This window comes from Curtobacterium sp. PhB136, assembly GCF_004346855.1.
Classification (GTDB): Bacteria; Actinomycetota; Actinomycetes; order Actinomycetales; family Microbacteriaceae; genus Curtobacterium.
Genome location: NZ_SMGH01000004.1, coordinates 858,785 through 871,687, shown reverse-complemented (window position 1 = coordinate 871,687; position 12,903 = coordinate 858,785). Strand labels below are relative to the sequence as shown.

Genomic DNA, 12,903 nt, shown 5'->3' with positions numbered 1-12,903 from the left:
GGTGTCACGCTGGGGCGGTGACAGAACTCCTCGTCGTCGGCCTCGTCGCCATCCTGGTCATCGCGGGCGCCGCGGTGATCGGACCCCGGATCGGCATCGCCGCGCCCCTGGTGCTCGTCGCGGTCGGCATCGTCGCGAGCCTGGTCCCGTGGATCCCGAACGCCGAGATCGACCCCGAGTGGATCCTCGCCGGGGTCCTCCCACCGCTGCTGTACTCGTCGGCCGTGTCGATGCCGACGATGAACTTCCGACGGGAGTTCGGCGCGATCAGCGGCCTGTCGGTGGTGCTCGTCGTCGCGAGTTCCGTCGTGCTCGGCCTGTTCTTCGCCTGGGCGATCCCGGGCCTCGGGCTCGCGTGGGGGATCGCCCTCGGGGCCATCGTCAGCCCGACCGACGCCGTCGCGACCTCGATCGTGAAGCAGACCTCGGTGTCCCGGCGGGTCATCGCGATCCTCGACGGGGAGTCGCTGCTCAACGACGCCACCGCCCTCGTGCTCCTGCGCACCGCCATCGTCGCCGCCGCGGCGTCGTTCTCGTTCTGGGGTGCGGTGGGCGACTTCGCGTTCGCGGTCGCCGTCGCGGTCGCCATCGGACTCGTCATCGGGTGGCTGAACCTCCGCGTCCGCGCCCGCGTCCCGAACGCGACCGTCAACACGGCGCTGTCGTTCGCGGTGCCGTTCGCCGCGTCGATCCCGGCCGAGGCCCTGCACGCGTCCGGCCTCGTCGCCGCGGTCGTCGCCGGGCTCGTCACCGGGATCCGCGCCCCCAGGGTCCTGCCGCCGGGCCACCGCCTCTCCGACGCGCAGAACTGGGGCACCGTCGAGTTCGTGCTCGAGGGCGCGGTGTTCCTCGTGATGGGGCTCGAGCTCGCGTCGATCGTCACCGACGTGCAGCAGGACCACGCCGGCATCGGCCCCGCGCTCCTCATCGCGGTCGGCGCGCTCGTGCTGACGGTGCTCGTCCGGACTGCCTACGTGGTGCCGCTCCTCTTCGGCCTGTCGAAGAGTGCGAAGCGCGGTGCACGGATGCAGGAGCGACTGCAGGGGTTCCAGAACGCCGACACCCAGTCCACGAGTCAGGCGCTGCAGGACCACCGGTTCGGGAACCGCCCGCCGTCCGAGCGGGACCTCGAGCGCTTCGGCACCCGGGTGCGGCAGACGCTCGCGGACATCCAGTACTTCAGGAACGCGCCGCTCGGGTGGCGCGAGGGCACCGCCGTGGTCTGGGCGGGCATGCGCGGTGCGGTCACGGTCGCCGCCGCGCAGACGCTCCCCGACACCGCCCCGCAGAAGTCGCTGCTCGTCTTCATCGCGTTCGCGGTCGCCGGGCTCTCCCTGCTCGTCCAGGGCGGGACGATCGGCCCGCTGCTCCGCCGGATCAGTCCGCCGACGACCGACAGCACGGCGAAGGACACCGAGGAGCGCCAACGCCTGATGACCGTCATGCGGGACGCTGCGGAATCCGTCAACGCCACCGCCCCGGACGGGTTCACGCCGCGCACGCGCGAAGAACTCGAGGCGACGGACCCGGCGGAAATCCGTGCCTGGTTCGGGCGGGAGAAGGTGCGGCGGCTCCAGGTGCTCGACGCGCAGCGGTCGGCGCTCCTCGACGCCCGCGACGACGGCACGTTCGACGCCGAGGTGCTCGAGTCGGTCCTGCAGAACCTCGACGCCGAGCAGATCGCGCTCGAACTGCGCGGGGGTCCGACCGGCTGACGCGCGCGCCTGCGGTGCTCAGTGGCCGATCGTGACGCGGAACACCCGCACGCCGGCGGTCTGCAGCGCCGCGAGCCCGAGCCGCATCCGCAGGTTCCGGAACGGCCGCTTCAAGCCGGTCGGCGCCGCGGCGGCACCCATCTGGTGCAACACCTCGGTCGTCAGCGTGCGCTCCAGCTTCGGCGCGAGCCGGGTGGCACCGGACACGGTCACGACGATGCGGACCGCGTGCGGCGCGAGGAGCGGGCTGATCGTCTCCGCCGCCTCGTGCGCGCGGTGGAAGGCGGGGTCGTCGCCCGGGCGCCGGATCGCGATGACCGCGAGTTCGGCGTTGCCGGTCTCCGCGGGATCCGGCAGGTCGTCGACGCCGACCACCCGCAGCCGTGCGGCATCGACGCCGGCGCGCACCGCTGCGACGCGGAGCACCGGCAGGAGGTCCTGCGTGCCGGCCAGGACGACCTCGGCGTGCTGGAGGTCGATCGGTTCGTGGCGTTCCCGGGGCGTTCGGGCCATGAGGGGTCCTTCCGCTCGCTGCTCCTCGGACACTACTGATCTGCGGGCCGACACGCCCGCCCGCGCCCTAGGCTGGCGGCATGGCACGGATGCTGCGCACCGACCGGGGTCTCGACCGGCTGGTCAACTTCTCCGACGCGACCGTCGCGATCGCGATCACGCTGCTGCTCCTGCCGCTCGTCGACGTCGCCGACGACATCGAGCACGAGTCGCTCGGCAAGCTCCTGGGGGAGAACGTCGGGACGATCATCGCGTTCTTCGTCAGCTTCGTCGTGATCTCGCGCCTGTGGCTCTCCCACCACCGACTGTTCGAGGCGACGCAGTCCTACTCGAACATCGTCCTGCGCGTGAACTTCGTCTGGCTGGCGAGCATCGCGTTCCTGCCGTTCTCGTCGAACCTCATCGCCCAGACGACCCACGACCGCGGTGTGAACGCGCTCTACATCGGGACGATCGCGATGGCGAGCCTGAGCATGACCGTGATGCAGTGGACGGTCTGGCGCGACCCGGCGCTCATCCGCGAGGACGGCCGCGCGATGCTCCACCCGGTGGACGGCACCGTGACGTTCATCGCGCTCGTGGTGGCACTCGTCGGCGCGGTGCTCGTGCCGGGTGGCGGAGCGTACTGGCTGCTGCTGCTCGTCCCGGCCGGTTGGTTGTCGAACTGGCTGGAGCGTCGTCTCCACGACCGGTGACCCCGACCGGTGACGCGACCGGTGACCCCGACCGGTGACGCGACAGGTGACGCCGACTGGGGGCTGTACAACCGGACAGGTTCGTGCAGAATGGTCTGCGGCCATGACGACACCACTCGACGCAGACCAGCAGCCCGACTCCCCGGTCGTGCACCACTCGCGTCGTGCTGCCCTCGCGGCAGAGCGGGCGGCGGCAGCAGCAGCAGCAGCAGCGAAGCGTCGGCGGCCCGTGCCGAAGCAGCCCGCGCCGACCACCACGAAGCAGCGCACCAGCCGCATCACGCTCACCAGCGCGATCGCCGCGGTCGCGATGTTCGCCGCATCCGCGATGCCGGCCCACGCGAGCGCCGGCACCTCGAGCGCCACCTCGACCCTCGCCCCGATCGTCCGCACGCAGGACTTCGCCGTGACCCAGGCGGTCGCCACGGCCACCACGACGCGCGACGGCTTCACGGTCGGCGGCAGCGGCGGCAGTACCCCCGGCGCCGAGGTCACCCTCGGCGGGGAGGTCCGCTCGCCGTTCCCGACCCAGGTCCGGATGAGCTCCAGCTTCGGCTACCGCCCGGCCCCCTGCGCCGCGTGCTCGTCGCTGCACCAGGGCCTCGACTTCAACCCGGGCATGGGCGCCCCGATCGGTGCCGTCGCCGCGGGGACCGTGCGGGTCTCGGGGACGTACTTCTCCTACGGCAACGCCGTCGTCATCGACCACGTGGTCGACGGGCGCGAGGTCTCCACGCTGTACGGCCACATGATCCCCGGTTCGTCGCCGCTCAAGGTCGGCGACCGCGTCGAGGCCGGCGAGTTCGTCGGCAACGTCGGTTCCTCGGGTGTGTCCACGGGCGCGCACCTGCACCTCGAGGTGCTGATGGACGGCACGCTGCCGGTCGACCCCCGCGCGTGGATCGAGTCGCACACGGGCCGGTCGCTCTAGACGCTTCCTCAGGGGTTCCGGGCCGGTCACCCAGCGAACCTGTGCAGGATCACAGGTGTGGACACCTGGATCGCCTTCGGACTCGTCGTCGTCTTCGTGCTGGTCGGCGGGGTGTTCGCCGCCGCCGAGATCGCGCTCGTGTCCCTCCGCGAATCCCAGCTCCAGCAGCTCGAGCACCGGGGGAGCCGCGGTGCCCGGGTCGCCGCACTCGGCCGTGACCCGAACCGCTTCCTCTCCGCCGTGCAGATCGGCGTGACCGTCGCCGGCTTCTTCTCCGCCGCGTACGGTGCGTCCTCGATCGCACCGGACGTCGCACCGCTCTTCGTCGGGCTCGGTCTGGCGACCGGCACGGCGGAGACCGTCGCCCTGATCGCGATGACCCTGGTCATCGCCTACCTGTCGCTCGTGTTCGGCGAGCTGGTCCCCAAGCGCCTGGCACTGCAGCGCGCCGAGGGCTTCTCGATGCTCGTCGCGCCGACGCTCGACCGCTTCGCGACCCTGATGCGCCCGGCGATCTGGGTGCTGTCGCGGAGCACGGACGCGGTCGTCCGGCTGCTCGGCGGGGACCCGGACGCCCGGAGCGAGTCGATGAGCACCGAGGAGCTCCGCGGGCTGGTGTCGGAGCACGACGCGATCGACGAGCAGGGGCGCCGCATCGCCCGCAGCGCGCTCGACGCCCAGGGCCGGATCCTCCGCGAGTCGATGCGCCCCTGGTACGACGTCGCGACCCTGCACGGCCGGCAGAGCATCGCCGAGGCCACCGACGCCGCACTCGACCTCGGCCACACGCGGTACGTCGTGACGGACGGCTCCCGCGACGAGGTCACCGGATTCGTGCACCTCCGCGACCTGCTCCGGCCCGTCGATCCGGGCGCCGACGTCCGCACCATCAGCCGGCCGATCGTCGCGTTCCCGGAGACGAAGTCCCTGTCGAGCACGATCGCCGAGATGCGGACCGCGGGCACGCAGATCGCGCTGGTCGTCGACGAGTACGGCGGGAGCGCCGGCATGGTCACGCTGGAGGCCCTGCTCGAGGACCTCGTCGGTCCGATCCGCGACGAGTACGACGCCCCGGTCCGCGCGACCGGTGACGTGGACGGCGCCACGGTGCTCGAGGACCTCGTCGCGGACGGCGGGCCGGCACTGCCGGACGGGGACTACGAGACGGTCGGCGGCCTGGTGCAGGTGCACCTGGACCGCGTCCCCGAGGTCGGTGACGTCGTCGAGGTGGGGGACCACCGTCTCGAGGTGACCCGCATGGACGGTCACCGCGTCGCACGCGTCGCCATCAGGGAGACCGCGACCCGATGACGGACGGGAGGCCCGTGGCGACGCCGCCACGAGCCTCCCGTCAGGTGACGGGTTGCGGTGGTACCTGCCTCGCGCCAGGCGCCACGACGTAGCCTGTGGACCATGGGTATCGACGTGCGCAACGAGATCCGCGACTTCCTGTCCTCGCGGCGGGCGCGGATCACCCCCGAGCAGGCCGGCATGCCGTCCTTCGGCGGGGGAGTACGGCGGGTACCCGGACTCCGTCGGCACGAGGTCGCGATGCTCGCTGGCGTCAGCGTCGACTACTACACGCGGCTCGAGCGCGGCACGCTGAAGGGCGTCTCGGACAGCGTGCTCGAGGGCCTCGCCGGAGCACTGCAGCTCGACACGGACGAGCGCACGCACCTCTGGGACCTCGCCCGCCTGGCGAACTCCGGCGTGAAGATGATGCACAAGACCATGCCGACCCGGATCCGTCCCGGCGTGCAGCGGCTGCTCGACGCGATCACCGGTGCGCCGGCGTGGGTACGGAACGAGCGCGGCGACGTCCTCGCCGCGAACGAGCTCGGCCGGGCCCTGTACGCACCGATGTTCGCCGGCCCCGGTCGCCCCGTGAACTCCGCACGCTTCACGTTCCTCGACCCCGCTGCGCGCTCGTTCTTCATCGACTGGCCGCAGACCGCCCGGGACTCCGTGGCGATCCTCCGCGCCGCCGCCGTCGCGAACCCCTGCGAGCCCGGCCTCGTGACGCTCGTCGGGGAGCTCTCCACCCGCAGCGAGGAGTTCCGCACGTGGTGGGCCGAGCACGACGTCCGGCTGCACCGCACCGGCAAGAAGCGGATCGCCCACCCCGTCGTCGGCGACCTCGAGCTCGACTACGAGGCACTCGACCTCGTCGCCGACCCCGGGCTGACGATGTTCACGTACAGCGCCGAGCCCGGGTCGTCCTCCGAGCGTTCGCTCGCGCTCCTCGGGACGTGGGCCGCGACCGAGCGTGCGGAGCGTGTCGCCGCCCTGCGCGAAGCGGAGTCCGAGTCGGTCGACTGACCCGGCCGTAGGCTGACGGCGTGACGAGGACTGCGGACGGCTCAGCGGGGGACGCGGACTACGGCGCGATCGGCGCCGGGTACGGCCGCTACCGCCGCCCCGAGCCGTCCTTCGGCCGGGCGATCGCGAAGGAACTCGGCGACGCCCGCACGGTGCTCAACGTCGGCGCCGGTGCCGGTTCGTACGAACCCCGTGACCGGGACGTGACCGCCGTCGAACCCTCGGAGTCGATGCGCGCCCAGCGTCCGCCGGAGCTCGCCCGGGCGATCGACGCCACCGCGGAGGACCTGCCCTTCGAGGACGACACGTTCGACGCCGCGATGACGACGTTCTCCGTGCACCAGTGGCAGGACGTCGAGCGCGGTCTCGCCGAGATGCGTCGGGTCACACGGGGCCCGGTCGTCGTGATGACCTGCGACCCCGAGCGCGTCCAGGACTACTGGCTCGCCGAGTACGCCCCCGACGTGATGGCCACCGAGGCCCGCCGCTACCCCGCGCTCGACCGGATCGCCGCGGCACTGGGCGGCGAGGTCACGACGACCCGGCTGCCCATCCCGTTCACGTGCGTCGACGGATTCTCCGAGGCGTACTACGGCCGGCCCGAGCGGCTGCTCGATCCCGGAGCGCGCCGGGCGAACTCGGCGTGGGCCTTCGTCGACGAGATGAGTGCCGCCCGCTCGGTCGCCGCACTCCGCACGGCGCTGGAGTCCGGTGCGTGGGACGACCGCCACGGTCCCCTCCGGGTGCAGCCCTCCTACGACGGGTCGCTCGTGCTCGTCACGGGTCGCCCTTGACAGGCCCTCGTAGGCTGGTGTCGTGAGCAACCATCCCGAGGAGGTCGTCGGCGCCCCAGCCGGCATCAGGGCCTGACGCCCCCGGCTGTGTCGTCCGACACGGCCGCACTCGTCGACCCATCCTCGGAAGAACCGCCCGGTGCGGCGCCGACCAGCGCCCCGGACGACATCACAGAACGGCTCACCCCATGCTGCCCATCAGCGAGACCACCATCCGCGCGTCCTTCGTCAACGCCTCCCGCAAGGAGACCAGCGACATCACGCTGCCCGCCGACTTCGACACCCTGTCGTTCGAGGACCTGGACTACCTCGGCTGGCGCGACCCGAAGATCGGCCGTCGCGCGTACGTCGTCGTGCCGACGCTCGACGGAGAACTCGTCGGGATCCTCTTCCGGCAGGCCGAGGCATCGCCGCGCTCCCGCGCACAGTGCACCTGGTGCCAGGACGTGAAGCTCCCGAACGACGTCGTGTTCTACAGCGCGAAGCGGTCCGGCAAGGCGGGACGGAACGGCAACACGGTCGGGACGCTCGTCTGCCAGGACTTCCAGTGCTCACGGAACGTCCGGCAGACCCCGCCGCTCGCCTACGAGGGCTTCGACGTGGAGGCGGCCCGCCTCCGGCGCATCGAGGACCTGCAGCTGCGAGCGGCGGGGTTCGCCGCCGACGTCTGAGCCGCTACCGCCCGATCGTCGACATGTCGGGGTAGCGGTCGCCGGTCGGGGCCGGCAGCGCCGACAGCCGCTCCACCTGCTCGGCGGAGAGGGTGAGGTCGGCCGCGCCGACGTTCTCCTCGAGGCGGCTGACGCGCTTCGTCCCGGGGATCGGGACGATGTCGTCGCCCTGGGCGAGGAGCCAGGCGAGCGCGACCTGCGCCGGCGTCCCACCGACCTCGTCCGCGACGTGCTTGACCTCGTCGACGATGCGCATGTTCGTGGCGAAGGCCTCTTCCTGGAACCGGGGGTTCGCCAGGCGGAAGTCGTCGGCGTCGAGGTCGGAGGGCTTCGTGATCGCACCGGTGAGGAACCCGCGGCCGAGCGGCGAGTACGGCACCAGCCCGATGCCGAGCTCGCGGAGGGTGTCGAGCACCTCGCCCTCGGGGTCGCGCGTCCAGAGCGAGTACTCGCTCTGGAGCGCCGTGATCGGGTGGACGGCGTGCGCCTTCCGGATCGTCGCGGCACTCGCCTCGGAGAGCCCGATGTGGCGGATCTTGCCCTCCTGGACGAACTGAGCGAGCTGGCCGATGACGTCCTCGATGGGGACGTCCGGGTCGACGCGGTGCTGGTACCAGAGATCGACGTGATCGGTCCCGAGGCGCTGGAGCGACCCTTCGAGCGCGATCCGCACGGACTCCGGTGACGAACTGATGCCGCGCTGGCTGCTCGGCGTGATCTCGTCGGCGGTGTGGGTGATCAGCCCGAACTTCGTGGCGATCACGACGTCGTCGCGGCGGTCGGCGAGGGCCCGGCGGAGGAGCTCCTCGTTCGTGTACGGCCCGTAGGCCTCTGCGGTGTCGAAGAGGGTGACGCCGAGGTCGATCGCACGGTGGATGGTGCGCACCGACTCGTCGTCGTCGGTGCCGGCGCCCGTGTAGAAGGCGCTCATCCCCATCGTGCCGAGGCCGATCGCTCCCACGTCGAGGTCGTTGAGCTTGCGTGTCTGCATGCTCCCCGGTCTACTCGTGCTGTGATCAGAGCGTGAACCTGTACTTCCGTCTGCTGCTCCTGCGCCTCCGCACGCGCCGCGCCTCGCGCCTGTCGCTCTGGGACGAGGCGCGGACGCCGTTCCGGGTGGTCCCGACGGACCTCGACCCGTTGCGGCACGTGAACAACGGGAAGTACCTCTCGATGCTCGACCTCGGGCGGATGGACCTGATGATCCGCTCCGGTTTCTGGCAGGAGCTGTCGGACCGCGGCTGGTACCCGGTGGTCGCCGCGCAGACGATCACGTACAAGCGGTCGCTGACGCTCGGGCAGCGGTTCGAACTCGTGACGCGGGTGCTCGGCGTGGACGAGCGATCGGCGTACATGGAGCAGACGTTCCTGCGGCGCGGCACCGTCGTGGCGCGGGCGGTCGTCCAGGCGCGCTTCCTCCGGGTCACCGGCGGCACGGTGTCGACCGAGGAGCTCCTCGACGTCTTCGGCGGTGCACCGTCGGACCTCGTACTGCCGGCGTGGGTGCACGACTGGGCCGCAGCCGTCCGGATCAGCTCCGCGACGGGGTAGACAGGTGCGGTGACGGAACCGCGCGAAGGCAGCACGAGCACCCCCAGCACGACCACCACCACGCGACGGGCGCTCATCGCCGGCGGCGTCGGACTCGGCATCGCCGGTGTGCTCGCCGCCTGCTCCGGGCCGTCCCCGACACCGACGGGGTCACCGTCCTCGACGCCCACCCCGTCCCGGACGCCGGGTCCGACGCCGTCCACGACGACCGGGCCGACGACCTGGTCCGCCCTCGCCGCCGCGACGACGGGCACGCTCCTCCGCTCCGGCTCGCAGGGATGGGACGGTGCACGCGTCCTCCGGAACCCTCGCTACGACGACGCCGATCCGCAGGGGATCCTCCGCGTCGCGAACGCGGACGACGTCACGGCAGGTCTGGCCTTCGCGCGGAACACGAACACCCCGGTGGCGCTCCGCTCCGGCGGTCACTCGTACACGGGCTGGTCGGCGGGCGGGGCCTCGGGCACGGACGTCCCGCGCTCGCTCGTGATCAGCACGGCGGCGCTCGACGGCATCGAGGTGTCCGGCGACTCGGTCACGATCGGCCCGGGCGCCGAGCTCGGTGACGTCTACGCGGCGCTCGCGAAGGCCGGCCGGGCGATCGGGGCCGGCTCCTGCCCGACCGTCGGCATCGGCGGACTCACGCTCGGCGGCGGTGTCGGCGTGCTCGTCCGCTCGTTCGGTCTGACGTGCGACCAACTCACGGGCGTCACGCTCGTGACGGCGGACGGCGCCGTGCACCGGGTCTCGTCCACGAGCGAACCGGACCTGTTCTGGGCCTGCCGCGGCGGGGGCGGCGGAACCGTGGGCGTCGTGACGTCGATGACGTTCCGGACCCAGCCCGCGCCTCCCGTCCTGCTCGTCACCATCGTCTTCCCCTGGTCGGCCGCCGCGCGGGTGGTACGCGCTTGGCAGGCGTGGGCGCCGAAGGCGGACCCGAAGCTCTGGTCGACCCTGAAGCTGCTCGGCGGTTCCCGGCACAGCACGCCGACCGTGACCATCACCGGGGTCTGGACCGGCGAGAAATCGGGGGCGGACACCTCCGTCGACGGTTTCATCCAGTCGGTCGGAGTGACGCCGACGACACATACCGCGACCGACATGAGTTACGGGACGGCGATGGCGAAGCTCGGCGGGGGAGCGCAGCGCGTGTCCCAGTCGGCCACGTCCTCGATCGGATCGGCGGCACTGACCGATTCCCAGATCGACCTGCTCGTGCAGCACGCTGCGGCCGCGTCGCACGTCTCGGGACTGACCGAGGGCGGGGTCGCGCTCGATGCCCTCGGCGGCGTCGTGTCGGACGTGGGGCGGACGGACAGTGCCTTCCCGTGGCGGTCAGCGCTCTGCACGGTGCAGTACACCGCGGCGTTCCGGGACGGAGCCGACCCGGCGCCGTTCGATGCCTACGTCCGGGGCTTCCGCAAGGCGATGACGCCCGCGTGGGGCTCCGGCGCCTACGCGAACTACTGCGACGCGGCGATCACGGACCCGTCCGCGTACTTCGACGTGAACACCTCGCGGCTGCACCGCATCGCGGAGCAGGTCGACCCCGGCGGGGTGTTCGCGCAGCCGGACTGGGTGTGAGCCGCGCCCCGTCCGCGGTGCCGATCGGCTCCGCACAACCGAAACCGGCTCGCACCACGAGTTCCCGTGGTGCGAGCCGGTCTTGGTTGTGCCGCGGTGCGGGCGCACGAGGGTGCGGGGGCCGCGAGCGCCGCGAGCGCGACGCGTCAGCGGCGGAAGTACGCGTTCGACGCGGGGAGGAACATCAGGATCGTGGCGATGATCACGGCGATGAGGCCGATCGTGCCGACGATGCTGAACGCGCTCACGACGCCGAGGACCTGCAGGATCGCCAGGACCAGCAGCACGATGCGCGCCCAGTTCCGGCCGTCGCGCATCCGGAACACGATGAACAGCTGGACCAGTGCGATCACGATGCCGATGACGCCGCCGATCACGACGGCGGTCGTGCCCATCGAGTCCGTTGCCTGCGAGCCCGACGAGAACAGGCTCACGATGCCGCCGATGATGCCGATGAGGACCGTGATGAGCCAGAGGACGAACGAGATGGTGACCGACGTCGGACGGCCAGAAGCAGAAGTGCTGCTCATGATGAGTGTTCCCTTCGTGGCCCCTGTGGGCCGGTTGTGGGAGACGGTAGTCGCGCGAGTCCTACGATGTGCGCCATGGACATCGATCCCTTCGTCGTCGCCGACGCCACCGCCTGGCGGGACTGGCTCGTCGCGCACGACGACGAGTCCGACGGGGTGTGGCTCGTCCTGGCGAAGAAGGGGACGACGGAACCGACCTCGGTGACCTACGCCGAAGCGCTCGACGAGGCGCTCTGCTCCGGGTGGATCGACGGGCAGAAGCGCTCCCTGGACGCCGCCACCTTCCTGCAGCGGTTCACCCCGCGGCGGAAGGCGTCCCTGTGGTCGGAGCGGAACATCGGCCTCGTCGCGACGCTCGTCGCGGACGGGCGGATGCGCGCCCGCGGCCAGGCAGAGGTGGACCGGGCGAAGGCCGACGGGCGCTGGGACCGGGCGTACGCGGGTGCCGCCGGGGCGACCGTGCCGGAGGACCTCCGGGCGGCGCTCGACGCGTCCCCCGCAGCCGCTGCCCTGTTCGACGAGCTCGACCGCACGAACCGGTACGCCGTGCTGTTCCGGATCACCTCCGCGCCGAGTGCGACCGCGCGGACGAACCGGCTCACCAAGCTCGTCGGGATGCTGGAGCGGGGCGAGACCCCGTACCCGCGACCTGCGCGCTGAGCGGGCTCGTCACCGCACGGCGTACACCGGACTGATGACGACTGGCACTGACACCACCACCCGTCCCGCTGACGCCTCCGGCACCTTCCGCATCGGCGGCGACCTCGAGGTCAATCGACTCGGCTACGGCACGATGCAGCTCACCGGACCCGGCGTGTGGGGGCCGCCGAAGGACCACGACGAGGCCATCCGTGTCCTCAAGCGTGCCGTCGAGCTCGGCGTCGACTTCTTCGACACGGCCGACAGCTACGGCCCGTACGTCGCCGAGGACCTGCTCCACGAGGCGCTGCACCCCTACGGCGACGACATCGTGATCGCGACGAAGGCCGGCCTGACCCGCACCGGTCCGAACGAGTGGCCGCCGGTGGGTCGCCCGGAGTACCTCCGCCAGGAGGCCGAGATGAGCCTCCGCCGCCTCGGGCTCGAGCGCATCGACCTGTTCCAGCTGCACCGCATCGACCCGAAGGTCCCGCTCGAGGACCAGGTCGGGGAGCTGGCGAAGCTCCAGGACGAGGGCAAGATCCGGCACATCGGACTCTCCGAGGTGTCCGTCGACGAGGTGCAGGCCGCGCAGGAGATCGCCACGATCGTCTCCGTGCAGAACCTCTACAACCTGCAGAAGCGCGACGCCGAGGAGCTCCTCGACTGGTCCACCGACCAGGGCATCGCGTTCATCCCGTGGTTCCCGCTCGCCACCGGTGGGCTGACCGGGGAGGACTCGCCCCTGACCGACCTGGCGAAGCAGCACGACGCGACGCCCGCGCAGCTCGCCCTCGCGTGGTTGCTCAAGCGGTCGCCGGTCGTGCTGCCGATCCCCGGGACGTCGAGCGTCGCGCACCTGGAGGACAACCTCGCGGGTGCGAACGTCACGCTCTCCGACGAGGAGTTCGAGGAGCTGTCCCGGCTCGGGAACTGAGCGGCGACGCCGCGGCGCCGGCGT

General features: G+C 71.7%; 14 protein-coding genes. 11 read left to right on the top strand and 3 right to left on the bottom strand.

What is annotated here, in order from left to right; all coding sequences use genetic code 11:
* The first annotated feature begins 17 nt into the window (after nucleotides 1-17).
* Nucleotides 18-1,715 carry a cation:proton antiporter gene (locus EDF27_RS04225; RefSeq protein WP_132047452.1) on the top strand — a complete coding sequence of 566 codons (1,698 nt, stop codon included), beginning with the start codon at nucleotides 18-20 and terminating at the stop codon, nucleotides 1,713-1,715.
* A gap of 18 nt (nucleotides 1,716-1,733) precedes the next feature.
* On the opposite strand, the gene EDF27_RS04220 is transcribed toward EDF27_RS04225, so the two are convergent.
* Entirely contained in the window at nucleotides 1,734-2,228 is a 495-nt protein-coding gene (locus tag EDF27_RS04220; RefSeq protein ID WP_123700970.1) for a hypothetical protein, read from the bottom strand.
* Nucleotides 2,229-2,308: 80 nt separating this feature from the next.
* On the opposite strand from EDF27_RS04220, the gene EDF27_RS04215 reads away from it, so the two are divergent.
* The 6 genes from EDF27_RS04215 to EDF27_RS04190 all read left to right on the top strand — a co-directional run bounded on the left by EDF27_RS04215 (nucleotide 2,309) and on the right by EDF27_RS04190 (nucleotide 7,638).
* Nucleotides 2,309-2,923 (top strand): TMEM175 family protein, encoded by a 615-nt coding sequence (locus tag EDF27_RS04215; RefSeq protein ID WP_123654964.1) that lies wholly within the window; start codon nucleotides 2,309-2,311, stop codon nucleotides 2,921-2,923.
* A gap of 103 nt (nucleotides 2,924-3,026) precedes the next feature.
* Complete coding sequence (locus tag EDF27_RS04210) at nucleotides 3,027-3,854, top strand: M23 family metallopeptidase (protein ID WP_132047450.1); 828 nt, start codon at nucleotides 3,027-3,029, stop codon at nucleotides 3,852-3,854.
* 57 nt (nucleotides 3,855-3,911) lie between these two features.
* A complete protein-coding gene (locus EDF27_RS04205) occupies nucleotides 3,912-5,165 on the top strand; it encodes a hemolysin family protein (protein WP_123700973.1) in 1,254 nt (417 codons plus the stop codon).
* A 102-nt stretch (nucleotides 5,166-5,267) separates the two neighbouring features.
* A complete protein-coding gene (locus EDF27_RS04200) occupies nucleotides 5,268-6,173 on the top strand; it encodes a helix-turn-helix transcriptional regulator (protein WP_185017325.1) in 906 nt (301 codons plus the stop codon).
* A 20-nt stretch (nucleotides 6,174-6,193) separates the two neighbouring features.
* Nucleotides 6,194-6,967, top strand: coding sequence for a class I SAM-dependent methyltransferase (locus EDF27_RS04195; RefSeq protein WP_123700974.1), 774 nt, complete (start codon nucleotides 6,194-6,196; stop codon nucleotides 6,965-6,967).
* A 188-nt stretch (nucleotides 6,968-7,155) separates the two neighbouring features.
* Nucleotides 7,156-7,638: an FBP domain-containing protein gene (locus EDF27_RS04190; protein WP_123700975.1), complete on the top strand. Its 483-nt coding sequence runs from the start codon at nucleotides 7,156-7,158 to the stop codon at nucleotides 7,636-7,638.
* Between the two features lie 4 nt (nucleotides 7,639-7,642).
* Here EDF27_RS04190 and EDF27_RS04185 read toward each other — a convergent pair whose 3' ends face one another.
* Entirely contained in the window at nucleotides 7,643-8,629 is a 987-nt protein-coding gene (locus EDF27_RS04185) for an aldo/keto reductase (protein WP_123700976.1), read from the bottom strand.
* A 32-nt stretch (nucleotides 8,630-8,661) separates the two neighbouring features.
* Between EDF27_RS04185 and EDF27_RS04180 the strand changes: the two genes are divergently transcribed.
* Nucleotides 8,662-9,189: an acyl-CoA thioesterase gene (locus EDF27_RS04180; RefSeq protein ID WP_123700977.1), complete on the top strand. Its 528-nt coding sequence runs from the start codon at nucleotides 8,662-8,664 to the stop codon at nucleotides 9,187-9,189.
* 9 nt (nucleotides 9,190-9,198) lie between these two features.
* The gene (locus tag EDF27_RS04175; protein ID WP_132047448.1) at nucleotides 9,199-10,773 is read left to right on the top strand and encodes an FAD-binding protein; all 1,575 of its coding nucleotides are present in this window, start codon (nucleotides 9,199-9,201) and stop codon (nucleotides 10,771-10,773) included.
* 146 nt (nucleotides 10,774-10,919) lie between these two features.
* Here the strand turns inward: EDF27_RS04175 and EDF27_RS04170 are convergent, their stop codons facing one another.
* A complete protein-coding gene (locus tag EDF27_RS04170; RefSeq protein WP_123654972.1) occupies nucleotides 10,920-11,303 on the bottom strand; it encodes a hypothetical protein in 384 nt (127 codons plus the stop codon).
* Between the two features lie 75 nt (nucleotides 11,304-11,378).
* Between EDF27_RS04170 and EDF27_RS04165 the strand changes: the two genes are divergently transcribed.
* Together EDF27_RS04165 and EDF27_RS04160 are read left to right on the top strand one after the other, a co-directional pair.
* Nucleotides 11,379-11,963: a YdeI/OmpD-associated family protein gene (locus tag EDF27_RS04165; RefSeq protein ID WP_132047446.1), complete on the top strand. Its 585-nt coding sequence runs from the start codon at nucleotides 11,379-11,381 to the stop codon at nucleotides 11,961-11,963.
* A gap of 34 nt (nucleotides 11,964-11,997) precedes the next feature.
* Nucleotides 11,998-12,879, top strand: a complete 882-nt coding sequence (locus EDF27_RS04160; protein WP_123654974.1) for an aldo/keto reductase — start codon at nucleotides 11,998-12,000, stop codon at nucleotides 12,877-12,879.
* The last annotated feature ends 24 nt before the right edge of the window (nucleotides 12,880-12,903 follow it).

What these genes read in the sequence shown, in the direction of transcription:
- EDF27_RS04220 (WP_123700970.1), bottom strand. Translation starts at nt 2,228, where the DNA reads ATGGCCCGAACGCCCCGGGAACGCCACGAACCGATCGACCTCCAGCAC.
- EDF27_RS04185 (WP_123700976.1), bottom strand. Translation starts at nt 8,629, where the DNA reads ATGCAGACACGCAAGCTCAACGACCTCGACGTGGGAGCGATCGGCCTC.
- EDF27_RS04200 (WP_185017325.1), top strand. Translation starts at nt 5,268, where the DNA reads ATGGGTATCGACGTGCGCAACGAGATCCGCGACTTCCTGTCCTCGCGG.
- EDF27_RS04215 (WP_123654964.1), top strand. Translation starts at nt 2,309, where the DNA reads ATGGCACGGATGCTGCGCACCGACCGGGGTCTCGACCGGCTGGTCAAC.
- EDF27_RS04170 (WP_123654972.1), bottom strand. Translation starts at nt 11,303, where the DNA reads ATGAGCAGCACTTCTGCTTCTGGCCGTCCGACGTCGGTCACCATCTCG.
- EDF27_RS04165 (WP_132047446.1), top strand. Translation starts at nt 11,379, where the DNA reads ATGGACATCGATCCCTTCGTCGTCGCCGACGCCACCGCCTGGCGGGAC.
- EDF27_RS04160 (WP_123654974.1), top strand. Translation starts at nt 11,998, where the DNA reads ATGACGACTGGCACTGACACCACCACCCGTCCCGCTGACGCCTCCGGC.
- EDF27_RS04210 (WP_132047450.1), top strand. Translation starts at nt 3,027, where the DNA reads ATGACGACACCACTCGACGCAGACCAGCAGCCCGACTCCCCGGTCGTG.
- EDF27_RS04190 (WP_123700975.1), top strand. Translation starts at nt 7,156, where the DNA reads ATGCTGCCCATCAGCGAGACCACCATCCGCGCGTCCTTCGTCAACGCC.